This is a genomic window from uncultured Kushneria sp. (assembly GCF_947497025.1).
In the GTDB taxonomy this organism is placed as follows: Bacteria; Pseudomonadota; Gammaproteobacteria; order Pseudomonadales; family Halomonadaceae; genus Kushneria.
Map to the genome: position 1 here is coordinate 28,392 of NZ_CANMFC010000007.1, position 25,417 is coordinate 53,808.

Annotated in this window: 28 protein-coding genes; 11 read left to right on the top strand and 17 right to left on the bottom strand. The window is 62.9% G+C overall.

Annotated elements, in window-relative coordinates; translation table 11 throughout:
- Positions 1 to 6: 6 nt before the first annotated feature.
- Genes Q0931_RS13300 through Q0931_RS13310 form a run of 3 tightly spaced genes read right to left on the bottom strand, consistent with a single transcriptional unit; the run spans position 7 to position 1,909 of the window.
- Positions 7 to 240, bottom strand: a complete 234-nt coding sequence (locus Q0931_RS13300; RefSeq protein ID WP_299261077.1) for a DUF1653 domain-containing protein — start codon at positions 238 to 240, stop codon at positions 7 to 9.
- Complete coding sequence (locus Q0931_RS13305) at positions 237 to 1,115, bottom strand: tRNA threonylcarbamoyladenosine dehydratase (RefSeq protein WP_299261079.1); 879 nt, start codon at positions 1,113 to 1,115, stop codon at positions 237 to 239. Before Q0931_RS13305 ends, Q0931_RS13300 begins: the two co-directional genes overlap by 4 nt.
- A complete protein-coding gene (locus tag Q0931_RS13310; protein WP_299261080.1) occupies positions 1,112 to 1,909 on the bottom strand; it encodes a pseudouridine synthase in 798 nt (265 codons plus the stop codon). Before Q0931_RS13310 ends, Q0931_RS13305 begins: the two co-directional genes overlap by 4 nt.
- Before the next feature lie 172 nt (positions 1,910 to 2,081).
- On the opposite strand from Q0931_RS13310, the gene Q0931_RS13315 reads away from it, so the two are divergent.
- The 4 genes from Q0931_RS13315 to Q0931_RS13330 all read left to right on the top strand — a co-directional run bounded on the left by Q0931_RS13315 (position 2,082) and on the right by Q0931_RS13330 (position 4,884).
- Complete coding sequence (locus tag Q0931_RS13315) at positions 2,082 to 2,810, top strand: Sir2 family NAD-dependent protein deacetylase (protein WP_299261082.1); 729 nt, start codon at positions 2,082 to 2,084, stop codon at positions 2,808 to 2,810.
- Between the two features lie 95 nt (positions 2,811 to 2,905).
- A complete protein-coding gene (locus Q0931_RS13320; protein WP_299261084.1) occupies positions 2,906 to 3,844 on the top strand; it encodes a bile acid:sodium symporter family protein in 939 nt (312 codons plus the stop codon).
- Complete coding sequence (locus Q0931_RS13325) at positions 3,841 to 4,554, top strand: DTW domain-containing protein (RefSeq protein ID WP_299261086.1); 714 nt, start codon at positions 3,841 to 3,843, stop codon at positions 4,552 to 4,554. The genes Q0931_RS13320 and Q0931_RS13325 overlap by 4 nt, the downstream gene beginning before the upstream one ends.
- 42 nt (positions 4,555 to 4,596) lie before the next feature.
- Entirely contained in the window at positions 4,597 to 4,884 is a 288-nt protein-coding gene (locus Q0931_RS13330; RefSeq protein WP_299261088.1) for a putative quinol monooxygenase, read from the top strand.
- A gap of 74 nt (positions 4,885 to 4,958) precedes the next feature.
- On the opposite strand, the gene Q0931_RS13335 is transcribed toward Q0931_RS13330, so the two are convergent.
- The gene (locus Q0931_RS13335) at positions 4,959 to 6,173 is read right to left on the bottom strand and encodes a TraB/GumN family protein (protein ID WP_299261090.1); all 1,215 of its coding nucleotides are present in this window, start codon (positions 6,171 to 6,173) and stop codon (positions 4,959 to 4,961) included.
- Positions 6,174 to 6,337: 164 nt separating this feature from the next.
- Between Q0931_RS13335 and Q0931_RS13340 the strand changes: the two genes are divergently transcribed.
- On the top strand, positions 6,338 to 6,706 hold the full coding sequence (locus Q0931_RS13340) for a DUF2784 domain-containing protein (RefSeq protein WP_299261092.1): 369 nt from the start codon (positions 6,338 to 6,340) through the stop codon (positions 6,704 to 6,706).
- A gap of 28 nt (positions 6,707 to 6,734) precedes the next feature.
- Here Q0931_RS13340 and trkA read toward each other — a convergent pair whose 3' ends face one another.
- The 6 genes from trkA to def all read right to left on the bottom strand — a co-directional run bounded on the left by trkA (position 6,735) and on the right by def (position 12,186).
- Positions 6,735 to 8,117, bottom strand: coding sequence for a Trk system potassium transporter TrkA (gene trkA, locus Q0931_RS13345; protein ID WP_366941622.1), 1,383 nt, complete (start codon positions 8,115 to 8,117; stop codon positions 6,735 to 6,737).
- A gap of 134 nt (positions 8,118 to 8,251) precedes the next feature.
- Positions 8,252 to 8,458 carry a dodecin gene (locus Q0931_RS13350; RefSeq protein ID WP_108844154.1) on the bottom strand — a complete coding sequence of 69 codons (207 nt, stop codon included), beginning with the start codon at positions 8,456 to 8,458 and terminating at the stop codon, positions 8,252 to 8,254.
- Positions 8,459 to 8,498: 40 nt separating this feature from the next.
- The gene (locus tag Q0931_RS13355) at positions 8,499 to 9,185 is read right to left on the bottom strand and encodes a nicotinamidase (protein ID WP_299261097.1); all 687 of its coding nucleotides are present in this window, start codon (positions 9,183 to 9,185) and stop codon (positions 8,499 to 8,501) included.
- A 111-nt stretch (positions 9,186 to 9,296) separates the two neighbouring features.
- Positions 9,297 to 10,634 (bottom strand): 16S rRNA (cytosine(967)-C(5))-methyltransferase RsmB, encoded by a 1,338-nt coding sequence (rsmB, locus tag Q0931_RS13360; protein WP_299261099.1) that lies wholly within the window; start codon positions 10,632 to 10,634, stop codon positions 9,297 to 9,299.
- Entirely contained in the window at positions 10,631 to 11,596 is a 966-nt protein-coding gene (gene fmt, locus Q0931_RS13365; RefSeq protein WP_299261101.1) for a methionyl-tRNA formyltransferase, read from the bottom strand. The genes rsmB and fmt overlap by 4 nt, the downstream gene beginning before the upstream one ends.
- An 83-nt stretch (positions 11,597 to 11,679) precedes the next feature.
- A complete protein-coding gene (gene def / locus Q0931_RS13370; RefSeq protein WP_299261103.1) occupies positions 11,680 to 12,186 on the bottom strand; it encodes a peptide deformylase in 507 nt (168 codons plus the stop codon).
- Between the two features lie 159 nt (positions 12,187 to 12,345).
- Here def and Q0931_RS13375 point away from each other — a divergent pair, with 159 nt between their 5' ends.
- The 5 genes from Q0931_RS13375 to aroE all read left to right on the top strand — a co-directional run bounded on the left by Q0931_RS13375 (position 12,346) and on the right by aroE (position 16,798).
- Positions 12,346 to 13,227: a hypothetical protein gene (locus Q0931_RS13375; RefSeq protein WP_299261105.1), complete on the top strand. Its 882-nt coding sequence runs from the start codon at positions 12,346 to 12,348 to the stop codon at positions 13,225 to 13,227.
- A complete protein-coding gene (dprA, locus tag Q0931_RS13380) occupies positions 13,220 to 14,371 on the top strand; it encodes a DNA-processing protein DprA (protein WP_299261107.1) in 1,152 nt (383 codons plus the stop codon). The genes Q0931_RS13375 and dprA overlap by 8 nt, the downstream gene beginning before the upstream one ends.
- 41 nt (positions 14,372 to 14,412) lie before the next feature.
- Complete coding sequence (locus Q0931_RS13385) at positions 14,413 to 14,988, top strand: Sua5/YciO/YrdC/YwlC family protein (protein ID WP_299261109.1); 576 nt, start codon at positions 14,413 to 14,415, stop codon at positions 14,986 to 14,988.
- A 65-nt stretch (positions 14,989 to 15,053) separates the two neighbouring features.
- Entirely contained in the window at positions 15,054 to 15,980 is a 927-nt protein-coding gene (gene hemF / locus Q0931_RS13390; protein ID WP_299261111.1) for an oxygen-dependent coproporphyrinogen oxidase, read from the top strand.
- Positions 15,977 to 16,798, top strand: coding sequence for a shikimate dehydrogenase (gene aroE / locus Q0931_RS13395; protein ID WP_299261113.1), 822 nt, complete (start codon positions 15,977 to 15,979; stop codon positions 16,796 to 16,798). The genes hemF and aroE overlap by 4 nt, the downstream gene beginning before the upstream one ends.
- A gap of 15 nt (positions 16,799 to 16,813) precedes the next feature.
- Here aroE and Q0931_RS13400 read toward each other — a convergent pair whose 3' ends face one another.
- Positions 16,814 to 17,608 (bottom strand): M48 family metallopeptidase, encoded by a 795-nt coding sequence (locus Q0931_RS13400; protein WP_366941618.1) that lies wholly within the window; start codon positions 17,606 to 17,608, stop codon positions 16,814 to 16,816.
- Between the two features lie 115 nt (positions 17,609 to 17,723).
- Here Q0931_RS13400 and Q0931_RS13405 point away from each other — a divergent pair, with 115 nt between their 5' ends.
- Complete coding sequence (locus Q0931_RS13405; RefSeq protein ID WP_299261115.1) at positions 17,724 to 18,584, top strand: ATP-binding protein; 861 nt, start codon at positions 17,724 to 17,726, stop codon at positions 18,582 to 18,584.
- Position 18,585: 1 nt separating this feature from the next.
- Here the strand turns inward: Q0931_RS13405 and Q0931_RS13410 are convergent, their stop codons facing one another.
- The 6 genes from Q0931_RS13410 to ispG all read right to left on the bottom strand — a co-directional run bounded on the left by Q0931_RS13410 (position 18,586) and on the right by ispG (position 25,416).
- The gene (locus Q0931_RS13410) at positions 18,586 to 19,287 is read right to left on the bottom strand and encodes a hypothetical protein (protein ID WP_299261117.1); all 702 of its coding nucleotides are present in this window, start codon (positions 19,285 to 19,287) and stop codon (positions 18,586 to 18,588) included.
- Positions 19,288 to 19,394: 107 nt separating this feature from the next.
- Positions 19,395 to 20,798, bottom strand: coding sequence for a ribosome biogenesis GTPase Der (gene der, locus Q0931_RS13415; protein ID WP_299261119.1), 1,404 nt, complete (start codon positions 20,796 to 20,798; stop codon positions 19,395 to 19,397).
- A gap of 203 nt (positions 20,799 to 21,001) precedes the next feature.
- Entirely contained in the window at positions 21,002 to 22,222 is a 1,221-nt protein-coding gene (bamB, locus tag Q0931_RS13420) for an outer membrane protein assembly factor BamB (protein WP_366941619.1), read from the bottom strand.
- Positions 22,219 to 22,887, bottom strand: a complete 669-nt coding sequence (locus Q0931_RS13425; protein ID WP_299261121.1) for a tetratricopeptide repeat protein — start codon at positions 22,885 to 22,887, stop codon at positions 22,219 to 22,221. Before Q0931_RS13425 ends, bamB begins: the two co-directional genes overlap by 4 nt.
- A gap of 60 nt (positions 22,888 to 22,947) precedes the next feature.
- On the bottom strand, positions 22,948 to 24,264 hold the full coding sequence (gene hisS / locus Q0931_RS13430; protein WP_299261123.1) for a histidine--tRNA ligase: 1,317 nt from the start codon (positions 24,262 to 24,264) through the stop codon (positions 22,948 to 22,950).
- Positions 24,265 to 24,303: 39 nt separating this feature from the next.
- The gene (ispG, locus tag Q0931_RS13435; protein WP_299261125.1) at positions 24,304 to 25,416 is read right to left on the bottom strand and encodes a flavodoxin-dependent (E)-4-hydroxy-3-methylbut-2-enyl-diphosphate synthase; all 1,113 of its coding nucleotides are present in this window, start codon (positions 25,414 to 25,416) and stop codon (positions 24,304 to 24,306) included.
- Between the last annotated feature and the right edge of the window lies 1 nt (position 25,417).

Sequence of the window (25,417 nt, forward strand, 5' to 3'; positions counted from 1 at the left end):
CAGCCGCTAGAAGTGTCGGATCAGCGAAAAGCGGGCCACCGGTTCACCATCGATCTCGACGTTTTCACGAAACATCGCCAGCGGTCGAACCCAGAGGCCGAACTCGCCGTAGAGCGCGCGATAGACCACCAGCGGCTCTTCGGTCTCGCTGTGATGCGCCACACCCAGCACCTCGTAATCGCTGCCCTTGTAGTGTCGATAGACGCCAGGGGTCACGGCGTGTTCGTTTTCTCGTTTCATGCAGGCTCCTGAGCGGTAGGTTCAGCATCATCATCGGCGCTGTCGGACGCGAGGCCGGTCCGAATCAGACGTTCGATGGCGTGGCTCACGGCGGCAAAGCCAAAGGCGCCGGTCACAAAGGTGGCAGAGCCATAGCCGGCGCTGCACCCGAGTTTCAGGGTCTCACCATCGCCCGGGCGAGTATTGCACACCTCACCGGCGCCATCCGGGTAGCGTCGCTGTTCGGGAGAGTAGACGCAGGTCACCGAAAATCGGCGTTTGGGGTTGCGGCTGAAACCGTACTCCCGTCGCAGTCGGCTGCGCACCTTCGAGAGCAGCGGGTCGTGCTCGGTGCGGGTGAGATCTGCCGTCATGATGCGGGTCGGGTCGGTCAGGCCGCCGGCGCCACCGGTGACGGTCAGTCCGATCCTGCGGCGTTTGCAATGATTGATCAGGGCACACTTGGCGCCCACATGATCGATGGCATCGATCACGTGATCGGTATCTTCCGGCAGCATGCGCTCGATGTTGTCCGGCGTGATAAAGCCCGGGATGGCCTCGACCTGCATCCACGGGTTGATCAAACGGCAGCGTTCGGCCATCACCTCGACCTTCGGGCGGCCAATGGTGCCATCAAGGGCATGCAGCTGGCGGTTGATATTGGTCGTGCAGACATCGTCCAGGTCGATCAGGCTGATGCGCTCGAACCCTGATCGCGCCAGCGCCTCGACGCTCCAGCTGCCCACACCGCCGATGCCGATGACCACCACATGGGCGCGGCGCAGACGCTCGATGCCCGTGTGACCATAAAGACGGCGCATGCCGTCAAAGCGTGCGGCGAAATCTGCCTCGTGACGGGCAGCGTCCAGTCGCTCAGCGCTGGCTGAATCGCTCATGATGCGGCGTCTCTCCTGTCGGACGTGTCGGGCGCGTTGCTCTGAGTATTGTCCTGCCACTGCACCTGATTGACCGGGCAGTGACCGGCCCAGCCAAATCGGTGCATCAGCGCGGCCATGTCCTCCTGGACGGCGGCGCTCACCCTGAGCCTCTGCTCGTGGGCGGGATGATAAAACTCGAGCATGACGGCAGCCAGCAGCAGCCGGCCGGCGCCGAAGTTGTCGCGAAAAAAGCGGTTATGAATGCCCTTGCCGTGTCGGGCGTCACCAATGATGGGATAGCCGCCGCGGCTCAGATGACGACGAATCTGGTGACGCCGTCCGGTGGTCGGCGTCACCGACATCAGCGAATAGCGGCTGGTCGGGTAGCGGTCGATGGCGACCGGCAGCTCAACGCTGTCCAGCCGTCGGACATGGGTTTCGGCGGCCATGGCCGGCATTTCGGCCTTGGGACGCTTGCCATCTTCCTCACGAAGGGCCCAGTCATAGGTGTTTTGTTCGGAGCCGATGCCTCGCACGATGGCAAGATAGCGTTTTTGCACCTGCTGACCCTGAAACTGATGACCCAGCGCCGTGGCCATCCCGGGGGTCAGGGCAAGGATCATCGCGCCCGAGGTCGGGCGATCCAGCCGATGCACCGGATAGACATGCTGGCCCAGCTGGTTGCGCAGTGCCTGCAGCATGATGACCGGTGCGTGCCGGTCCAGCGCGCTGCGGTGTACCAGCGCGCCGGAGGGCTTGTGGACGATCACCAGGTGATCGTCACGATAAATAACGGGGATGGGCGTGGTCATTGAAACGTCGTGGTCGGGCATCAGCCGCTATTGTCGGTAATTGGGTGTCCCGATGTACAGGGGCAGGATGGCGCAGTGAAAGGACTCTGTTAAAATCCCTGCGCCTCGGCGTTGCCCTGTCGGCGTTCTTTTGGGTGACATCGCCCGGGCTACATCTTTAAAGGGAAAGCACATGGCTCACCTGGTCGTTCTCACTGGCGCCGGCATCAGCGCTGAAAGCGGTATCAAAACCTTCCGCGATGGCGACGGCCTCTGGGAGAATCATCACGTCGAGGATGTGGCAACGCCCGAGGGCTGGGCGCGTGATCCTCAAACCGTGCTGCGCTTTTACAACGAGCGCCGTGCCCAGGTGCGGGCGGCCCGACCCAATGCGGCCCATCTGGCGCTGGCCGAACTCGAAAAACACTTTCGGGTCAGCATCATTACCCAGAACATCGACGATCTGCACGAGCGTGCCGGTTCGCGCGATGTGCTGCATCTGCACGGCGAGCTTTTGAAGGCGCGCTCCAGCCGCGACCCCCGGCTGGTCTATCGTCTCGATGAGGACGAGACCATCGAAATGGGAGACTGCGGTGACGACGGCGCCCAGCTGCGCCCGCACGTGGTCTGGTTTGGTGAAAATGTCCCGCTGTATGCCACCGCCTGCGATATCGTCGCCGATGCCGATCTCCTGCTGATTGTGGGCACCTCGCTGGCCGTCATGCCAGCCTCGATGCTGATGGACGAGGCGCCCCTCGCCGCCCCGCGCGTACTGGTCGATCCCGGTGCGCGCGAGCTGGCCGTTCGGGGCGTGGTGCCGCTGGCCACCAGCGCCACCGAAGGGGTCAGTCGCCTGCGCGACTTCTGGTCACAACATGGCCATCTGCTCAAGCCCGACCCGGACACCCTGCTGAATACCTGAGGCTCTGATCGAGCCACGGGATGCGGCGGTTTATCACGAGCGCTTTCCATGAATGGACAAGCGCATCCTGTCATCGCTACCAGATAGATACCTTCATGTTTGAGCAGATCAACCGATTCTTCCCGCTGTGGGCACTGGGTGCGGCCCTGCTGGCGGCGTTTTTCCCTGACGCGCTGGCCTCTCTCAAGGGCTGGGTACCGCCCCTGCTGGCCCTGATCATGTTCACGATGGGGCTGACGCTGTCGCGTCACGACTTTGCCCGGGTGGCACGCTCACCGCGCGCGGTCATGATCGGGATCGGCCTGCAGTACCTTTTGATGCCCGCGGCCGCCTTTGGTATCTCGCGCCTTCTGGGGCTGTCGCCGGAGCTTGCCGTGGGCATGATGCTGGTTGGCGCCACCTCGGGTGGCACGGCCTCCAACGTCATGACCTGGCTTGCCGGGGGCAATGTGGCGCTGTCGATCAGCATGACGCTGATCTCGACGCTGTTATCGATTGTCATGACGCCGCTGCTGGTCTGGCTCTGGATGGGGGCGAGCATCGATGTGCCCGTGGGGGGCATGCTCTGGAGCATCGCCAAACTCGTGATCGTGCCGATTGCGCTGGGAACGGTCGTGCATCACTTCATGGCCACGACCATCCGGCGCATCGAGCCGGCGCTGGCGACCATTGCCATGGCCGCGATCGTGATGATCATTGCCATTGTGGTGGCGCTCAACGCCGGGCGTCTGGCCACCCTGGGCCCCGTCATTGCACTGGCCGTGGTGCTTCATAACGGCTGTGGGTTGATTGGTGGTTTCTGGATGTCGCGTCTGGCAGGGCTCAACGAGCGGGACTGCCGTGCCGTGGCCATCGAGGTCGGCATGCAGAACTCGGGACTTGCCGTATCGCTGGCGACCAACTTCTTCCCGGCGGCCGCGGCGCTGCCCGGTGCGCTCTTTTCGGTATGGCACAACATCTCCGGCTCGATTCTGGCCGGCTACTGGAAAAGACGTCCGGCGACCGCATCGGATGAGACGCAAAAAGCATCATGAGTGACGGTCATGACCCACTGGCGCCGCGCAAGCCGTTCAACGCGCGCGGCAGCCTGGTGAAGCGCTGTGAGCAGTGCCGCATGCCGGGGCTGCACTGCATCTGTGACTATCGTCTGCGCGTCACCACCCGGGCGCAGTTCTGGCTGATCACCCATCGCATCGAGCATTACAAGCCGACCAACACCGGCCGTCTGATCGGTGACTGCATCGCCCATACCCGGGTGTTTGAGTGGTCGCGCACCGAGCCGGATCCGGCACTGCTGGCCGCACTTGCGGACCCGCGTTTTGCGCCCTGTCTGGTCTTTCCCGACGACCAGGAAGACTATCGCCACCGGGTGGTGGACATGGCACAAGCCTGTGATACGTCGCGCATCCCGGTCTTTATCCTGCTCGATGGGACCTGGCGCCAGGCGCGGCGCATGTTCCGCCGAAGTGACTATCTTGCCGAGCTGCCGATCGTGGCCCTGCGTACCGACCGTCTCACCCGTTATCGGCTGAGAAAGCCGGCAAGTCCGGAGCATCTGTGCACGGCCGAGGTGGCCGTCGAGCTGCTGCGCCACTCGGGTGACGAGCAGGGCGCTCAGGTACTGGATGACTACTTTACGGTATTCAACGAACAATACGCCGCGGCCCGCCGCGATGCCGGCACGCCGCATCAGTCCGAGGCCGCGCAGCGACTTCTGGAAAAGCGGCGCGCACATACGAGCTGAGCCGTCTATTCTTGGAGGCATGTTCATGACAGGAGCGGAGATATGACCCTGGGAATTCTGGCGACCATTGATGCCAAATCAGGTGAGGAAGCGCGTGTCGAGGCCGAGCTGACCAAAATCGTGGCACCTTCCAGAGACGATGAAGGGTGCCTGCTCTATACCCTGACGCGCGACAGTGAGCGGCCGTCGCGGTTTATCATGGTCGAGCAGTGGCGTGACCGGGCCGCGCTGGATGCCCATATTGCCACCGAGCACTACAAGCAGATGGCGCAGACGCTTGAAAACGCCATTGAGCAGATGGAAGTGCGCGAGTACGACGTCCTGACCTGATATTGCGGTACCGATCAGGCCATCGAGCGCCGTGACACCGTCACGGCGCTTTTTTTGTCACGGCGCTTTTGGGATCAGCCAAACAGCTGTCCGGCGATGCGCAGCCCGGCAATCCAGGTGGCCGCCGCCGAACCCACGGTGGACAGCAGAAAAACCAGCAGGGTGCGGGCGACCCGATTGCGCCACCAGCCCCGCCAGTGGCTGACGTCGGCTCTGAGAGTGGAAAAATCACCCACCGTAGGTTTTCGCATGTAGAGCTCAACGCCTGCGGTCACAAAGCCCACGCCGATGGTCGGATTCAGCGAAGTCAGGGGTGCTGCCACAAAGGCGGCCACTATGGTCAGTGGATGGCCCAGCGCGATCAGTGCGCCCAGTGCCGACAGCGTCGAGTTGATCAACACCCATTCACCGACCAGTGACCAGCCAAGCCCCGTGTCGCGGCTGAAGCCCACGGCAAAGCCTGCCACCACCAGCGCCACGACCAGCCAGGGCAGCAGTTTCAAAAGACGTCCCGACGGCGCGACGGTATCGAGTGCCTGACGCTCGTCGGTGACGGCCTCCGGGGTGCGGGGCTCGGCATCGAGCGTGCGCAGATGGGTGCCCATGCCCTTGAGATGGCCGGCACCGATGACCACCAGCACGCGCCCGGACCGGCCAGCAGGCAGGGCCTCGACCAGTTTCAGTGCCATATAGCGGTCGCGTTCCTCGACCAGTGGCGTATAGAGCTGCCTGGATTGCTGCGCGAACTCGGCGAAGGTCGCCTCCAGCACGTCGCCTTCCTTGAGCCGCTCGATCTCCTCGCTGGACACTTTCTGGCGTGACAGCACACTGCCCACAAGGCCGGATACGAGCGTCATGCGCTTGTACCACGGCACGTTGCGGTAAACGCGCTTGAGTGTCACCCCGATATCGCGGTCCACCAGATAAAGCGGCAGGCCCCGGTGTTGCGCCTCCTCGACGGCGGCCTTCATCTCGGCGCCCGGCTCGATGCCGGACTGTTCGGCCACGCGCTGCTGAAAGGCGCCCAGCGCCAGGCTTGCAGCGACCATGCCGGCCTTGCCCTGGCGCAGCACCTGGAAGAGATCCAGTCGAGCAATGGCATCGGGGTCGACCAGACTCTGATGACGTGACGCGCAAAGCTCAATGGCCACGGCATCAAAATCGCCTGATTGAATCAGGTCGCGGACTTCTTCGGCGCTTTCAGGGGAGACGTGGGCGGTGCCCACAAGGGTTAAATGATGATCACCGACATCAAGGGTGTCGCGTGGACCCTGTGCTTGGTTGGGCATGGTGGCTCACAGGCTGGTGTCAATGAAAGGGCGGTACCGAGTGCCGCCGATAGGGGATGGCGCATTATCGCCGAAGTCCGGGCGATGAACAAAAAGCGGCCCTGAATGGCCGGAGCGATCAGGGCTCACTAGAGTGACAGAAGGGTCTCGACGGGAGCCGGGCCATGGCATATCGACTGGCGGCCGATGGGGTGTTGGTCCTGCATCTGGCCTTTATCGTCTGGGTAGTGCTCGGGGCGCTGATGGTGCTGTGGCGCCCGCGCCTGGCCGCGCTGCATGTGCCGGCACTGGCCTGGGCCGTGTCGCTGGAGCTCAATGGCTGGCGCTGCCCGCTGACACCGCTGGAAAACCTGCTGCGGATGCGGGCCGGCCAGGCGGGGTTCGAGGGCGGTTTCATCGAACACTATCTACTGGGCGTGATCTACCCCAGCGGTCTGACACCGACAATACAGCTCTGGCTGGGTCTTGGGGCGCTCGTGATCAATCTGCCGCCCTATGTGTGGCTGGCACACCGGGGATGGCGGCAGCGATGATCTGGTCGTATCTGCTGTGGATTGCCCGCTAGAAAAAGCTCAGGCCGACCTGGAAGAGACGCTCGACTTCCTTGAGCCGGCGCTTGTCGACCACAAAGAGAATGATGTGGTCATCGGTCTGGATGGTGATATCGCGGTGGGCGATCATGACGTCGCGCCCGCGCACGATGGCCCCGATGCTGACGCCTTCGGGCAGCCTGACCTCGCCGATGGTGCGCCCGACCACGCGAGAGGAGCGCGAATCCCCATGGGCAATCGCCTCGATCGCCTCGGCAGCGCCGCGGCGCAGGGAGTGCACGTTGACGATGTCGCCGCGGCGGACATGGGTCAAAAGCCCCCCGATGGTGGCCTGCTGAGGTGAAATGGCGATGTCGATTTCGCCGCCCTGAACCAGGTCCACATAGGCCGGATTGTTGATCAGGGTCAGCACCTTCTTGGCGCCGAGGCGCTTGGCCAGCATCGACGACATGACATTGACCTCGTCATCGTTGGTCAGCGCACAGAAAATGTCGCACTCCTCGATGTTTTCCTCGAGCAGCAGTCGCTTGCTGGTGGCGCTGCCGTGCAGCACCACGGTGCGCTTCAAGTGCTCCGAAAGCTGGGTGCAGCGCTCCAGGTTCTGCTCGAGAATCTTGACCTGATAGTCCTGTTCAAGGGTCTCGGCCAGCCGTTCGCCGATGTTGCCGCCGCCGCCGATCATGACCCGCCGAAAACCCCGGTCCACGCGCCTGAGCTCGCCCATGACGGTGCGAATGTCCTTGCGTGCGGCAATGAAAAACACCTCGTCATCGGCCTCGATGACGGTGTTGCCGCGCGGCATGATCGGCCGGTTGCGGCGATAGATCGCCGCCACCCGGGTGTCGACATTGGGCATGTGGCGGCGCAGAAACGCGAGCTCCTGGCCCACCAGCGGGCCGCCGTAGTAGGCCTTGACCGCCACCAGCTGCGCCAGGCCATTGGCAAAATCCAGCACCTGCAGGGCACCGGGATATTCGATCAGGCGACGAATGTGGTTGGTCACTACCTGCTCGGGACTGATCAATACATCGATCGGAATGGCGTCCTGGGAAAACAGCCCCTTGCTGGTCAGATACTGGGTCGCGCGCACCCGGGCAATCTTGGTGGGCGTGCTGAACAGCGTATGGGCCACCTGACAGGCCATCATGTTGACTTCATCGGAGTTGGTCACGGCAATCAGCATGTCGGCGTCTTCGGCCCCGGCCTCCTTCAGGGTGACGGGGTAGGAGCACACGCCCTGCACGGTTCTCAGATCAAGACGCGTGCTCAGATCACGCAGGCGAACGCTGTCGACATCCACCACGGTAATGTCGTTGTCTTCGTGCGCCAGATGCTCGGCCAGCGTGCCGCCTACCTGGCCGGCACCCAGAATGATGATTTTCATGACTGTGATCCGAAGGATGGAGAAGCAAGATCAATGGCGGGGATGTTGGCACCAATCGGCGACAAGGGAAAGGGCAGGGAGGGATTGCAACAGACGGCGAAAGGAATAAAAACGGCAGCCGGGGGGCGGCTGCCGTGAGGGCATCACTCGAGGGTAAAGCCGACCTTGATGCTGACCTGCCAGTGGCCCACGCGGTCGTTTTCAATGTGGCCGCGGGTTTCGGTAACCTGGAACCACTGCATGTTCTTGACGGACTCGCTGGCCTTGGTCAGGGCATTCTGGACGGCTTCCTCGATGCTGGTCTCGGAAGAGCCGGTCAGTTCGATGGACTTGTAGACATGATCGCTCATGGTGTCTTTCCTTTAACGTGGCCCCTGCTGTCTTCAGGCATCAGGGGGGGTCCATGGAAGCGGTATCGACGATCGCAATACCGCAGTGTTCCAGCCGTCGATACGTGGCGGTGTCAGAATCAAACGACACCGGACGCGTCAGCGGCCAGAGAAATCGGGTGGTAAAACCGGCCCGGAGCGCATCCTCGGCCGTCCAGAGCACACAGACCTCGCGTGCCAGACCGCAGACGGAAACCTCGGTCACGCCGCGCTCCCTGAGCCAGCCGGCAAGCCCGGTGGATGGACGCGTGCCTTTCGGCCCCAGGTTGTCACGAAAGGCACTGTAGCTGTCCACGCGCGGGTCGCTGCCCTTGCGAATAATGATGTCTGCCAGTGACCAGTCCAGCCGCGTGTCCAGTACGGCGCCGCTGGTGGCGCGCACGCAGTGATCCGGCCAGAGCGTTTGAGATTCGCCGTAAAGCTCGATCGTGTCGAAGGGCTGATGGCCCGCATGGCTGCTGGCAAAGGAAATATGGCCGGCCGGATGCCAGTCCTGAGTGGCCACGACGTGGCCATACTCATCGCTGGACATGGCGGTCTGAATGCCGTCGATGATTTCGTTGCCACGGGTACAGGGGAGCGCTCCACCCGGCATGAAATCGCCCTGCATGTCGATCACGATCAGCGCGCACTGCTCAGGCGCTGGCCTCGTCCCGGGCATGTCGGTATCACGATGTGAGTAGGCCATGGGATGTGGTGTGTCCGGCAACCAGAATGGCTTTCAGTATCGAAGGCGCTTGCCCATCTGACAAGCACCGGCATGTGAAAGGTTGTTGCCGGCGCTGGTCTGAACGGTTCGTCAGTCGGCGTGCTTTTCCAGCAGCGCGTAGAAAAAGCCGTCATGGCCATCCGGCGTTGGCATCAGCTGGCGGCCTTCGCCCCCTGGCTGGCCCCAATCAGCCGTGATCGGTAGCGCGCGCGCATCACCGGTGCGGGCCAGAAAGGCAGCAATCTGCTCGGCGTTTTCCTCCGGCAGCACCGAGCAGGTGGCATAGAGCAGGCGGCCACCGGGGGCCAGACGCTGCCACTGGGCGTCCAGAAGGTCGCCCTGCAGAGCGACCAGCTCGGCGATATCCTCTTCCCGACGCAGCGCCTTGATATCGGGATGGCGACGAATGACGCCGGTGCCCGAACAGGGCGCATCCAGCAAAATGCCATCAAAGGGTGTCCCGTCCCACCAGTCATCCATGGTGGCATCGGCGGACACAAGCGTGCCCGAAAGCTTCAGGCGCGTCAGTGTCTCGCGTACGCGTTCAAGACGGGTGGCATCGCTGTCCAGCGCCGTCAGAATGTTGTCGGGGGCGCATTCCAGCAGATGGGCGCTCTTGCCGCCTGGCGCGCTGCAGGCATCGAGCAGGCGCAGCGGCGTCGTGCGCGCTTCAAGGCCGTCAAGCAGCAGGTGGGCGGCCAGCTGGGCGGCCTCATCCTGAACGCTGACGTCGCCGTCCTGAAATCCCGGCAGCTGTTCGACATCGCAGGGTGTCTCCAGCATCAGGCCATCGTCACTGAACGGGCACGGCCTGGCCGCCAGGCCGGCACCTTCGAGACGCTCGAGCCAGGCCGCCCGGGATTGATGACGCTGATTGACGCGCAGCGTCATGGGACCGGGCACGTTGTTGGCGGCCGTGATGTCCTGCCACTGGTCGGGCCAGGCCTGTTCAAGCCGGGTCAGAAGCCACTGAGGATGCCAGTGCGCCGCCGCCGGTGTCTCTGCAACGGCTGACAGCAGCGCATCACGCTCGCGATCGGCGCGACGCAGGCAGCCGTTGATGACCCGGGTGGCCCACTCCTTGTTCAACTCGCGCGCCCCGCCGGCAGTTTCCCCTACGGCGGCGTGGGTCGGAATGCGCATGTGATAGAGCTGATACAGCCCGATCAGCAACAGGGCATGAACGTCCTGGTCGCGCTGCTTGAAGGGCGATTTCAGAAGTTTTTCGGCAATGGCTTCAAGCTGGGGCAGGGCGCGACAGACACCAAAGCACAGCGCCCGGTAAAGCCCCTGGTCTCGCGGCGCAACGCCTTCGGGGACATCGCTTGTGAGTGCCCCGCGCTGGTTCAGCACCGGTGCCAGTGCCTGGGCGGCATGAGCACGCACACTCATGGCGCGTTTGGGCTTTTGAGCGCGTTGACGGGTCATTGATCTGCTCCCAGCAGCGTGCCGGCAACGAAATGATCGCGCCGACGATTGAGAAGTTCATGGGCCGACAGCATTTTGCCGCCCGGCAACTGGGCGTGGGTAATGCGCAGTACGCCATCGCCACAGGCCACGCACAGGGCATCCGAGGGGTCGTCAAGCAGCTGTCCCGGTGCGGCGTCGAGTTCGCTGCCCTGAGCCCCACGCGCTTCGGCCTGCCAGATGCGCAGGGTGTCGCCGCCCAGCGTGGTCCAGGCCACCGGGAAGGGGTTGAAGGCCCGAACGCGCTGAGCCAGCACCGTGGCACTCTGACTAAAGTCGAGGCGGGCTTCGGCCTTGCTCAGCTTGGCCGCGTAGGTCACACCCTCCTCGGGCTGGGGCGTGGCCGTCAGCTGATGGTCGCTCAGGCGATCAAGCGCCTCGATCAGGGCGCCGGCACCCATCTCGGCCAGTTGATCATGCAGCATGGCGGCGGTGGTCGTGTCCTCGATGGGTACCCGGGCCGTGAGCAGCATATCGCCGGTATCAAGTCCTTCATCCATGGCCATGATGGTCACACCGCTTTCGCGATCGCCGGCCTCGATGGCACGCTGAATCGGTGCCGCTCCGCGCCAGCGCGGCAGCAGGGAAGCATGAACATTGATGGCGCCCAGACGGGGAATGTCGAGCACGGCGCGCGGCAGGATCAGCCCGTAGGCCACCACCACAAGCAGATCGATGTCGGCATCGATCAGTGGGGCATGGGTGTCAGAGGTTTTCAGCTTCTCGGGCTGATGCACGGCAAGGCCGTGTTCCAGCGCCAGTGCCTTGACCGGTGACGGCGTCAGGCGACGCCCGCGGCCGGCCGGACGATCCGGCTGGGTGTAGACACAGATGACCTCATGGCGGCTGGCCAGCAGGGCGCGAAGATGTTCGGCGGCAAAGTCCGGGGTGCCGGCAAAGGCGATGCGAAGAGAGCTGGGCATGGCGTGGTCCTGAAAGACGTCAGCGCCCCTGTCCGGGGCGCCGATAAAGAAGAAGGGCGGTCAGTGTTGACCCGTGAACGGGTTCAGGAAGCCGCCTTCTGGCGCTTGATCATCTTCTTCTTGACGCGGTCACGCTTGAGCGGAGAAAGGTAATCGACGAACAGCACGCCCTCGAGATGATCCACTTCATGCTGGATGCAGTGGGCGAGCAGGCCATCGGCTTCCAGCTCATAAAACTTGCCATTGCGATCCTGTGCCTTGAGATGCACCCGCAGGGCGCGGGGTACTTCGGCGTAGTACTCCGGAATCGACAGGCAGCCTTCCTGCAGCGGCTCGCGCTCATCGCCCAGCAGGGTGACTTCCGGATTGATCAGCGTCAGCGGCTGATTTTTCTCTTCGCTGACATCCATCACGATCACACGGCGATGCACATCCACCTGCGTGGCGGCAAGGCCGATCCCCGGGGCGTCATACATGGTTTCAAACATGTCATCGATCAGGCGACGTACCTCATCGTCGACCTGGTCCACGGGCTTTGCAACGGTGCGCAGGCGTTCATCGGGGTATTCGAGAATCGTCAGTAGAGCCATGTTCGTATCTGTTGTGGGGTCGCCAGCCGCCGGCTTCGATCACGTCAGGTCAAGAAAGCCGGGGTGACGGCCGTAAATGCATGAATGGATTCACTCCGTATGGCGCCTATTGTAGTGCGCAGGCGTTGGCAACGGAACCGACAGCAGAGCGAAGATGACATGAAACGGCAAGGGATGAACGCCAGAAGCCGCCGCGCCGAACAGGGATGGCAGCCCATGGTACTGATGGTTGCCATGGTGAGCGCCCTGATGGGCCTGCCGTGTAGCGCCGGTGCTGCTTCGGTGGGTGATCAGGACAGCATCGTGACCCTGTCGCCGCGGCTGCGCTTTTTGCCGCTGGACGAGCAGCGTGAGCCCGTGGACATTTCGGCCCGGGCGCAGGCGCTGATGGACTATCGCATTGTCGAAAGCGGCAGGGCGGCGTCACGGGCCTATGTCGTCAGCGGCAGTGAAGGGCGGTTGATCAGCGGCGCCGGTGATCAGATTCTGGCGCGCCATGTTCAGGGCCCGCCGGGTCGGCGTTTCGGCATCTACACGCCGGGAGCAGTACTGCACGATGAGCAGGGCAACACGCTGGGTCAGGTCATGATCCGTCAGGGCGTGGCACGTCTTGAGCGTTCGGGCACGCCGCTGTCGACGCTGATCATCGAGCAGAGCCCGCGTGAAGTGAGTGGCGGGGCAATGCTCATGGCACTCGATGGCTGGACGCCGCCGAGGCAGCTGGTGCCCTCAAGGGCACCGGCCGGCACTCGAGGGCAGATTCTCGACCGCCCCGGTGCCGGACGCATCGTGGGCCTTCGCGACATTGTGGTGGTGGATCTGGGGCGTCATCAGGTGGTGCCCGGGATGCGTTTTCTTGTGCAGGGCGAGGCGCAGTCCGTCACCGACCCGGTCACCAATGAATCGCTGGCGCTTGAAGGGGGTGTGCTGGGAGAGCTGATGATCGTTCGTACGTTCGAGCAGGCCAGTCTTGCACTGGTGACCCGGACCGGGCTGCCCATGGCCACGGGAGATCGGCTGGGAGCGCCTTTTGATGACTGAGCTTACGAAGCCTTCGATGCCTCGTCATTGGCTGGCGCTGTCGATGCTGCCTCGCGTGGGCGCCAAACGCCTCATGGCACTCAGGCAGGCGGCGCCTGCCTGGCCCGAGGGCTGGCTGGCTCGTCTGCCCGCGGAGGCGGCACAAATGATGCGCCACTATCTTCAAATGCCGGGGCAGGGTCCCCTTCATGCGCGGGTAGAAGCCGCCATGGCGTGGCTGGAACAGAGTTCGCAGCATCACCTGCTGACGCCGGAGCATCCCGCCTGGCCGGCCATGCTCGATGAATTACCGGACCCGCCGCCGGTGCTGTGGGCCTGGGGCGCGCTCGAGGCGCTGTCGCTGCCGGCGCTGGCCGTTGTGGGAACGCGCCGGCCCACCCGTGAGGGGCAGGACAATGCCTGGCGGTTCGCGCGTGACATGGCAGGGGCCGGCTATAGCGTTGTCAGTGGGCTGGCGCTGGGCGTGGATGGCTGTGCCCACCACGGCGCACTGGAAGCCCGTGGCGCCACCGTTGCGGTACTGGGCTGCGGGATCGATGTGCTCTATCCGCGCACCCATGCCCGCCTGCGTCAGCAGCTGCTGGATCAGGACGGTCTGCTGTTGTCCGAGCATCCGCCCGGCACGCGGGCGCACCCGCAGCACTTCCCAAGGCGTAACCGCATCATTACCGGGCTGTCGTTGGGGGTGCTGGTGGTCGAGGCGGCCATGGCCAGTGGTTCACTGGTCAGCGCCCGGCTTGCCATGGAGCAGAACCGGGAGGTGTTTGCGCTACCGGGCTCTCTGCATAACCCGCAGGCGCGCGGCTGCCTGTGGCTGATTCGTGAAGGCGCCCGGTTGGTGACCAGTCTGGAAGAGATCCTGCAGGAGCTGCCCGAACGGCAGTGGGGAAGTGCCCCACTGGCGCCCGCAGTGTCGACATGTCAAAGCGGCGAGCAGGCTCCTCTTACGCCTGATGCCGCAGCGCAGGATAAACGTCCCGAGGATCCGCTCTGGCAATCGCTTGACGACACGCCCGTGCCGGTCGATGCCCTGGTCGAGCGCACCGGTGAGTCGATTGCTGCGCTGCAGTCTCGCCTTCTCATGCTGGAGCTCGACGGGTGGGCGGCGCAGGTCGCCGGTGGCTGGGTCCGCAGGCTGGCATGAGATACACTGCCCCCTGATTGGGGCAATGGTATTCACGCAGCATGTCTTCATATTTTGACTCTTCTCTCGCCCAGCAGGCGCTAAAGGACGCCGCCGTCTCTCTGATTGATGGTGGCGTTGTGGCGTACCCGACGGAAGCCGTCTGGGGGTTGGGCTGCGATCCCGACAACACGGATGCGCTCGAGCGTCTTCTGGCCCTCAAGATGCGCGACCCGGCCAAGGGGTTGATTCTGATCGCCGCCAGCATCGAGCAATTCGAGCCCTGGCTTGCCGGGCTTGATGCCACGCATCGTGCCCGGCTTCAGGCCAGCTGGCCCGGACCCGTGAGCTGGCTGGTGCCGGACAACGGCCGCGCGCATCCGCTGGTGCGCGGCGAGCATGCAAGCGTAGCCCTGCGGGTCAGTGATCATCCGCTGGTACAGGCGCTGTGTGAGGCCTTCGGCGGCCCGCTGGTGTCGAGTTCGGCCAATCGGGCCAGCGAAGCGCCCTGTCTGGCCGCCGAAGAGATCAGACAGGTCTTCGAGGACCGGGTGCTCATCGTCAACGGGCCGCTGGGCGGGCGAACGCGTCCCAGCGAGATTCGTGATCTGCTCACCAACGACGTGCTGCGCGACTAGCGCTGCCCCGCAATACAATGCCCGTCATGGCCGGGGAGTGGCCATGACCCTGCTGGAGAGCAACCGTGTCACATGCCTATCTCGAAAGGGTTCGACTCTATCTGCTGGACTTTCAGGATCGGCTCTGTCAGGCGCTGGCACAGACTGATGGCCGCGCCGACTTTGTGGAAGATGCCTGGACGCGTGAGGATGGCGGCGGCGGTCGCTCGCGTGTCATCACCGAGGGTGCGGTATTTGAAAAGGGTGGCGTCAATTTTTCGCATGTCTTTGGCGAGAACCTGCCGCCGTCTGCCTCTGCCGCCCGGCCAGAGCTGGCCGGGCGCAGCTTTCATGCCGTTGGCGTCTCCTGGGTCATGCACCCGCGAACCCCGCATCTGCCGACAACGCATGGCAACGTTCGCTTTTTCATCGCCGAAAAGGAAGGGGAGACACCGGTCTGGTGGTTTGGCGGCGGTATCGATCTGACGCCGTATTACCCGGTGCTTGAGGATGTCATCCACTGGCACCGCACCGCCCATGATGCCTGTGCGCCCTTCGGTGACGATGTCTATGCCCGCTACAAGCGCTGGTGCGATGAGTATTTTTATCTCAAACACCGCGATGAAACCCGTGGCGTAGGCGGCCTTTTCTTCGATGACGTCAACGAGGAAGGGTTCGAGCAGAGCTTTGCCTTTCAGCAGGCGGTGGCCGAAGCCTTTGTGCCGGCCTACCTGCCGATTGTCGAAAAGCGCCGCGATACGCCTTATGGCGAGCGGGAGCGCAATTTTCAGAACTATCGGCGCGGGCGCTACGTCGAGTTCAACCTGGTCTATGACCGCGGCACGCTGTTCGGTCTGCAAAGCGGCGGACGCACCGAGTCGATTCTGATGTCGATGCCGCCGGTGGCGCACTGGGCCTATCAGTATCAGCCCGAAGAAGGCTCTCCCGAGGCCGAACTGTACACGGATTATCTGCATCCCCGCGAATGGCTTGAGGAGGCCGGACAGGCATGAATGACACGCCGCTTTACGCCGTGTTCGGCAATCCCGTGGCGCATTCGAAGTCACCGCAAATCCATGCCGGTTTCGCCGAGCAGCTGGCAGATCCGGTGCGCTATGAAGCGCGTCTGGTGCCGGTCGATGATTTTTACGGGCACTGGCGCGCCTTTCTAACCGAGGGCGGACGGGGTGCCAACGTCACCGTGCCCTTCAAGCAGCAGGCCGCGACGCTGGCGGATCGACTGAGTGAGCGGGCGCGACAGGCCGGCGCCGTCAATACGCTGATGGTTGGTGACAGTGGCGAGGTGATCGGTGACAACACCGATGGCGCCGGGCTGCTGCTGGATATCAAGCGTCTTGAGGCACCGCTTGAAGGCGCGCGCATTCTGGTGCTGGGGGCCGGCGGGGCAGTGCGCGGCGTGCTTGAGCCTCTGCTGGAGGCCGGGCCGTCGGAGCTGGTCATTGCCAATCGAACGGTGGAAAAGGCCACGGCGCTGGCCGAGCTGTTTGATGCCCGCGGCAGGATTCGCGGCTGCGGTTTTGAAGAGATCGAGGGCCGTTTTGATCTGGTCATCAATGCCACCAGTGCCAGCCTGGCCGGTGCGCTGCCGCCGCTGCCGGAGACGCTGTTCAACGAGGGGGCGCTTGCCTACGACATGATGTATGGCGCTGCGCCCACCGTCTTTCTCGAGTGGGCGCAGGCCTTTGAGGTGCGCTGTGTGGACGGGCTGGGCATGCTGGTCGGCCAGGCGGCCGAATCCTGGTATCAGTGGCGCGGCACGCGCCCCGACACCACGCCCGTGCTGGAAACGCTGCGGGCCGATCTTCGTTGATCGGCCCGGGCGTTATCAGGAGCTGATACTGCCACAGTCGGGAGTGTGGCCTGCGGCGTGTGCCTGCTCGGAAAGTTTGACCGCACTTTGCATGCGGCCCTTGAGGGCCTCACTGCGCGCGCCGCTGTTGGGGTGGGTGGAGGCCCATTCCGGAGGCTGGCCACCGCCGGCAGCACTGGCCATGTTCTGCCACAGGGCAATACTGGCCTTCGGGTCAAAGCCGGCGCGTGCCATCAGATCCAGCCCCAAAAGGTCCGCTTCGCTTTCCTGACGACGCGAGTAGGGCAGCAGAACACCATACTGGGCGCCGGCGCCCAGCAGCTGGGCCAGCGCGTTATTGCCCGTGACAGACTGCACCACACCGAGCCCGGTGCTGGTCAGTGACTGGGTTGATGTGCGCTCGTTGGCATGGTGAGAAAGCACGTGGGCCATTTCATGGCCGACGACGGTGGCAATCTGGTCCTGATTTTTCGCCACGCTCATCAGCCCTGTATTGATCACGACGTAGCCGCCCGGCAGGGCAAAGGCGTTGGGCTCGTCATCCTGATAAACCCCAACGGTCCATTTCGATGGGCCCTGCCCCTCGGGCAACGTGTCGATAATGGCATTGGCAATACAGCTGACATAGCGGCCATCACGGCCGGTGGCCTGTTTGTGGTTCTGGCGGTATTCATCAAAGGCCTGTTGACCCTGCTGGTCGATCTCGCTGCTGTCAAACAGCGACAGCTGGGAACGCCCCAGTGGCGAGGTGGTGCAGGCGCTCAGGCCAAGGCTTAGAGTCAGTGCACTCAGCACGGTCTTGCGCATCATGAACGGCAAAACTCCTGTAGGGATTCGATGGGCCCGGCTGGACGCGTGCCAAAGGGGCACGCCAGGATAGCGGGGTCATGGTCACATGACAGCATAACCTGATGCGGAGCAATACATGAATGAGCAGTTGAGCACACGTCTTTTGAATCTGCTGGACCGGATGGAGCCCTTATTGCCCCCCGAGCAGGCGCCCATTGACTGGTCACGTGATGTTGCCGCGCTCTGGCAGCGCCATGCGCTGGGTGGACGACTGACCCCGGTTCAGCCGCGTGACAGCGTTAGCGTGGCGGAGTTGATTGGTATCGAATCCCAGAAAAAAGCGCTGGTGGACAATACGCGTACCTTTCTACGCGGGCGCCCGGCCAATCATGCGCTGCTCTGGGGCGCCCGGGGCACCGGCAAGTCATCACTGATCCGCGCACTGATCAACGATCTGGCAGGCGAAGGGCTGCGCCTGATTCAGGTCGATCGTCATGATCTGGTGGGTCTGCCGACGCTGGTGCAAACGCTCGGAGGCAGCGATTATCGCTTTGTCGTCTATTGTGACGATCTCTCCTTTGAAGGCAGCGATGATGCCTACAAGGCGCTCAAGAGCGTGCTGGATGGCACCCTGACCGGCCCGCCGGACAATGTGCTGCTTTATGCTACTTCCAATCGGCGCCATCTGCTGCCGGAGAGCATGGCCGACAATAACGATACGCAGGTCGTGGATGGGGAAATCCACCATGGTGACGCCGTCGAGGAGAAAATTTCGCTGTCGGACCGTTTCGGGCTGTGGCTATCGTTTTATCCCTTCGATCAGGACACCTATCTGCGAACCTGCGCCCACTGGGTGGCTCACCTGGGCGGGCAGTTTGATGACGCCGCCGAGGCCGAGGCGCGTCGCTTTGCGCTGGCGCGTGGCGTGCGCAGCGGGCGCGCGGCCTGGCAGTTCGCCATTGCCTGGACGGGACGTGCTGACGCCCAAAAGGCATAGTTCAGGGGCTTTCCGCGGGCAGGGGCGTTTCAGGTTCAGCGGTATCATCGCTGCTGACACCCGTCTTTGGTGGGTAGACGGGGGTAGGCAGCGCCGCGGCACTTTCCTGAGCCCCCCCATCCCCGATATCAAGGGTAATGGTCGGTGCCGGTATCAGCCGGGCCATCTGGCTGTCCAGACGTGGGGTCAGTGACAGGGTGCTCCCCGCCGGGAGCTGCTGCCGATCCGCCAGCCGCTGTGCCAGTGCCAGCAGCTTCTGATCGTAGGCCGCGCCTTCCCGCTCGGGCGTCTCGGGGAAAAGGTCCACCGGCAGGCGCAGAGTGGCCGGCTCGCCGCCGCGCAGACTGACGGGCTCATCCACGTCGCCACTGACCGGCTCGGCACCCGGCACCACAAGCTGCCAGGCATAGCCGGTCAGATTGATATCGGGTGCGGCGTCCGGCGGCGTCAGGGAAAGCGGCAGCTCCAGACTGACCGGCATGCCGGCCATATCCAGCCCGGCCCGGGCCAGAGCGGTGGGTTCGAGCGTCATGGCATCGACGGGTACCGCCCATCGGCCGATACGAACGTTTTCCACCCCCATCGACTGGAGCGCCAGTCGCCCCAGCATGAAGCTTGCCTGCGGCAGTGCCAGGCAGCCGGCCAGTGATAGCGTTGCGGTCATCAGCAAGGCCGGGCGATATCGAAACTTCCCCAGTGTCATCAAGAACTCCCCTCAGAGAGGCGTTGGATCAACGCTTTCTGATGCAAGTCTGACCTGGATCGATCGGAATGTCATACCAGGTCGTCAGGGCGGGAGTCTGACAGCCTTTAGCGTCGGTTCTTGCGAGCTTCCTTTGTACGGGCGAGCTGGCGCGCCTTGGCCTTTTCACGGTCGCTGTCGCCGCTGTTCTTGTCGTAGGGATTGTCGCCGGAACGGAATTCAAAGCGGATCGGCGTGCCCTTGACCTTGAGCACCTTGCGAAAAGTGTTGATCAAAAAGCGCTTGTAGGCGTCGGGCAGGGCATTGGTCTGATTGCCGTGCACCACGATCAGCGGCGGATTGGCACCGCCCTGATGCGCCATGCGCAGCTTGATGCGCCGACCGTTGACCAGCGGCGGCTGGTGCTCGCTGACGGCGTCCTGCAACAGCGTGGTCAGACGATTGGTCGACCAGCGCGCCGTGGCCGAGGCGAAGGCGCGCTCGATGGACGGGTAGAGATCGCCCACGGCCGTACCGTGAAGCGCCGAAATGAAATGCAGGTCGGCATAATCGGCAAATCCCAGACGCCGTTTGATGTCGGAGCGCATTTTCTCGCGCGCTTCCTGCTCAAGACCATCCCACTTGTTGACGGCCAGCACCAGCGCACGCCCGGTGGTCAGCACGTAATCCAGCAGGTGCAGATCCTGCTCGACCAGACCGGTACGGGCATCGAGCACCACGATGGCGACGTTGCACTCCTTGATGGCGTCCAGTGTCTTGATGATCGAGAACTTTTCGGCCGCCAGACTGATGTTCTTGCGGCGACGTACCCCGGCCGTGTCGATCAGCACGTAGGGCTGGCCGCGGCGCTCAAACGGAATTTCAATGGCATCGCGCGTGGTGCCGGCCTCATCAAAGACCACCACACGCTCTTCGCCCAGCAGCCGGTTGACCAGGGTGGATTTGCCCACGTTGGGCCGCCCGACCACACCGATGCGAATACCGTTGGCGATCAGGTCCGGGTGGGTCTCTTCACTGACCTCGGGGAAGGGCTCAAGCACATGCTCGATCAGGGTGGTGACATTGCGCCCGTGGGCGGCGGCAATGGCGTGGGGGTCGCCCAGCCCCAGTGCCCAGAAATCGGCGGTGGCAATCTCTTCCTGCAGGCCGTCACTCTTGTTGACCACAAGCCAGGTCTTTTTCTGGTTGACGCGCAGATGGTTGGCGATGGCCTCATCGGCCGGCATGACGCCGGCGCGGGCATCCACCATGAAAAAGACGATATCGGCTTCGTCGATGGCCAGCAGCGACTGCTCGGCCATGGCCGCATCGATGCCCATCTCGTCGCCGCTGATACCACCGGTATCGATGACGGTATAGGGCTTGTCGCCCAGCTGACCGTTGCCGTAGTGGCGGTCACGGGTCAGCCCGGGAAAGTCTGCAACGATGGCATCACGCGTGCGCGTCAGCCGATTGAATAGCGTGGATTTGCCGACATTGGGTCGGCCGACAAGTGCGATAACGGGATTCATGAGGGTCCTGCAAGATAGAGGGAGCGGGCTGCCGGCTTAATGGGGGACAGCGCTGATACCGTCCGTCCTGATCGTGGCATTCTAACCCGAAAGGCGTCGGTATTCGAAATGTGTGGTACGCCTGGTCAGGCGTGGATGATAAACGAACGGGTCTTCCGGTCGAATACCGGAAGACCCGTCATGACATCACGGTCGAGAACGGCTTACTGGGGGCTGTCCATGTCCCTGAGGGCGTAGGCGATCAGCTCACCGTCATTGGTCAGGGCGAAGACATGGTTGCCATCGGTCAGTGGTGTGATGCTGATACCGTCACCGCCCGGGTGTGCGCGGCCTTCCTGCTCACCGCTCTGGGCATCAATAACGTGCAGATAGCCCTGATAGTCGCCGACCACCAGCTTGTTGTCGACAAACACCGGGGCACTCAGCGAGCGGCCTTCGAGCGCGTCCTGGTTCCAGATGACGCGACCGTTGTTGGCATCGAGCGCCATGATGTGGCTGTCGGCCGTAACCGTGAAGAGATAGTCACCAACCAGTACCGGAGTGTGGTAGCTAGACTGTTCCCGATCCCATAGCGGCTGGCCGTTGCGGGCATCGAGTGCCATGACGCGACCGTTGTAGCTGGTCACGAACAGACGGCCGTCCTGGGTCAGCACCGGCTGGCCGTCAAGATCCACCAGCTGTTCGACTTCGGTACGCCCCTGAGGGACAGCAACACGCAGATCCCACAGCTGTTGACCGCTGCGGTTGTCAAAGGCGGCCAGACGGCCGTTGGCAAAGCCGGCAAAGGAGACCGGATCGATGGTGCGCGGTGCCCCGGTGCCCCGCAGGGTCAGCGCCGGCTGGGAGGAGGCATACAGCCACTGCTCGTCACCGGTAAAGCGATCCAGTGCCGTGAGCGTACCATCCACACTCTGCACCACGACCTGACCGCTGTTGAGCTGCGGCGGTGCGATCACTTCGCTGGACACGCGTGAGCGCCAGACGATGTCGCCGTTGTCTTCACTGAAAACAATGACTTCACCGTTGCGCGTGCCGACAAAGAGCTGTCCGCTGTCCGCCGTCAGACCACTGGAAATGGGCGTATCCAGACGCTTTTCCCATTTGATCTGACCGTTATTGCGGTTGATGGCCTTGATGTTGCCTTCGGCATCGCTGGCGTAGATCGTATCGCCCGAGATGGCCGGAGTGATCGGGTAGCGCGCGCGTGTCAGTGATCCGATGCCCTGAGACCACATGCCTTCGACCTTGACGGTCTGATCAATGGTGGTCAGTTCGCGTGGCTGGGTGCCGGTCTGGACGTTGCCGGAGCAGCCCGCAAGAACCACCAGTGAGGTCGCGCACAGCAGGGCGCCCAGCGGTTTGGCCATCAGCGCGACGCGCTTGAGACCCGAATGTGAAAAAGAGCCGTTTTCAAGCGTGCTCATGAAGCCTCCTGAGGCGCCAGATCATCGAGTTTGAGTTGTATCCCGGAGAGCTCCTGATTGTGCTCACGAGCCAGGTTGACGGCGTTTTGCCAGGCACTGCGCGCCTCGTCGGTGTTGCCCAGTGCCAGCTGGATGTCACCACGAATATCCGCGCCGCGCGCGCTCATGGCCTCGGGCAGCTGCAGGCTCTCAAGCGTGCCAAGTGCTTCTTCGGCGTTGTTCTGACCCAGCTGCACACGGACCAGTTCCAGGCCGGCCAGCGCGCGGATCTCGTCGCGATCACTGCTTTTGCGTACTTCGCCCAGTGCCTGCTCGGCAGCCGGCAGATCGTTGCCATCCACGGCCAGACGCGCCTGAATCATGCCGGCCAGGTCGGCATACAGGGTGTCGCCGTGCTGGTCACGAATGGCATCGATGATGCTCTGGGCTGCCTGGCGGCCGCTGTCATCAAGGCTGTCCTGTGAGGTCAGCTGGATCAACTGCTGGTACTGAAGCGAGGCCGCCTCGGACTGCGACTGCTGATGATCCTGCCACCAGTGCCAGGCAAAAAGACCGGCTGCGGCAATGATAATGCCGCCCAGAATCGGCTTGGCGTAGTTGTGCCAGAGTCGTTTGGCAGCTGCCAGCTGATCGTCTTCCTCGTGAATATTCAACTGATCCGCCACGTGCGGCACTCCTGTAGGTTCGGTCTCATGACATTCTCTGCCCGGGTCGTCGGAAAAGCGCTAAACGCGGTTTGAGTGGCCGCTGTCCGCCGGACGTTCTTCAATCCAGCGTGCAAGGCGATCGACCAGCGAGGCAATGTCCATCTGCTGCTGGGGCTCTTCGCCGCGCAGGTCCTTGAGCGTTACCGTGCCAGCAGCGAGCTCATCCTCGCCCAGCATGATCGCAAAACGGGCACGGCTTTTGTCGGCCTTCTTGAGCTGGCTCTTGAAGCTGCCACTACCGCAGTGCACCTGTGCGCGAAGCATGGGCAAGCGGGTGCGAAGCGTCTCACCCAGCACCAGCAGCTGCGTATCGATGCCTTCTCCCTGACCCATCAGGTAGACATCCAGAATGTCTTCGGCCGCCTTTGGTACAAGCTCCAGCGTTTCCAGAAGCAGGATCAGACGCTCAACGCCCATGGCAAAACCGACTGCCGGGGTGGTCTTGCCGCCCAGCTGTTCGACCAGACCGTCGTAGCGTCCGCCGGCACAGACCGTGCCCTGGCTGCCCAGCGCCGTGGTGGTCCATTCAAAGACCGTGCGGCTGTAGTAATCCAGCCCGCGCACCAGACGTGTATTGATCACATACTCGATACCCAGCGCATCAAGGCGCTGCTTGAGGCCCTCGAAGTGTGCAACGGAGGCCTCATCAAGATGATCGATGAGCCTTGGTGCCGCCTCGATGAGCGCCTGCATGTTCGGGTTCTTGCTATCAAGGATACGCAGCGGATTGCTGTCAAGACGCCGCTGGGCATCCTCATCAAGCTGATCGAGGTGCGCATTGAAGTAGTCGACCAGCCTGGCGCGATAGGCATGACGCGCTTCGAGCGAGCCCAGCGAGTTGATCTCGAGCTGCACGTGATCGATCAGGCCCAGCGCCTGCCAGAGGCGGGCGGACAGGGCGATCACTTCGACATCGATGTCCGGCCCTTCAAGGCCAAAGACTTCCACACCCACCTGATGGAACTGGCGATAACGGCCCTTCTGGGGGCGTTCGTGGCGAAACATGGGGCCGGCATACCAGAGCCTGTGGGTCTGATTATGCAGCAGTCCGTTTTCGATGGCGGCACGCACGACGGATGCCGTGCCTTCCGGGCGCAAAGAGAGGCTGTCACCGTTGCGATCGTCAAAGGTATACATCTCCTTTTCGACGATATCGGTTACCTCGCCAATGGAGCGCTTGAACAGTGCTGTCTGCTCAAGCACCGGCGTGCGCATTTCCAGATAGCCGTACTGTGCCATGAGCTGGCGCACGTGCTGCTCGAAATACTGCCAGAGCGGCGAGCGCTCGGGCAGCAGGTCATTCATGCCTCGGATGGCCTGTAATTTACTCGACATTGATTGTTTATCGCTGCATTTCAAAAAAGGGCCCGAGCCTCAGGCACGGGTGATGACATCTTTCTCTTCGGCTTCCTTGCGCGCCACGCGTTCCCGAATCAGTTTTTCGAGATCGTCCACGAGGTGGTCGTTGCGCAGTTTTTGTGCAGGCTTGCCGTCGATATAAATCAGGTTGGCCGGGCTGCCACCGGTCAGACCGATATCGGTTTCCTTTGCCTCGCCGGGACCGTTGACCACACAGCCGATCACCGACACGTTCAGCGGGGTCATGACGTCTTCAAGACGCTCCTCAAGCTGGTTCATGGTGCCGATGACGTCAAAGTTCTGGCGTGAGCAGCTCGGGCAGGCGATGAAGTTGATGCCCCGCGATCGCAGTTTCAGGCTCTTGAGGATATCGTAGCCGACCTTGATCTCTTCGACCGGGTCGGCCGCCAGCGAGATACGCAGGGTATCGCCGATGCCATCCATCAAAAGCGCCCCCAGACCGATCGATGACTTGACCGTGCCGCCGCGAAGTCCACCGGCCTCGGTGATGCCCAGGTGCAGAGGCTGATCGATCTGGCCGGCAATCTGACGATAGGCGTCGACCGCCATGAAGATATCGCTGGCCTTGAGCGAAATCTTGTACTCCTGAAAATCCAGGCGATCGAGATAATCGATATGGCGCATGGCCGATTCGACCAGCGCGGCCGGCGTCGGCTCGCCATATTTTTTCTGCAGGTCCTTTTCAAGCGAGCCTGCATTGACGCCGATGCGGATCGGGATGCCGTTGTCGCGGGCCGCCTGAACCACGGCACGAACACGGTCTTCCCGACCAATGTTGCCCGGGTTGATGCGCAGGCAGTCTGCGCCCAGTTCGGCGACACGCAGGGCGATGCGATAGTCGAAATGGATGTCGGTCACCAGCGGTACCGAGGTGCGCTGCTTGATCCTGCCAAAGGCCTCGGCACAGTCCATGTCCGGCACGGAGACGCGCACGATATCGCCACCGGCAGCGGCAATACGCTCGATCTGATCAACGGTGGCGTCGACGTCCAGCGTGTTGGTATTGGTCATGCTCTGTACGGAAATGGGCGCATCGCCACCCACGGGCACATTACCGACGTGGATCTGGCGCGACTTGCGCCGTACGATCGGGGACTGGCTAATCATG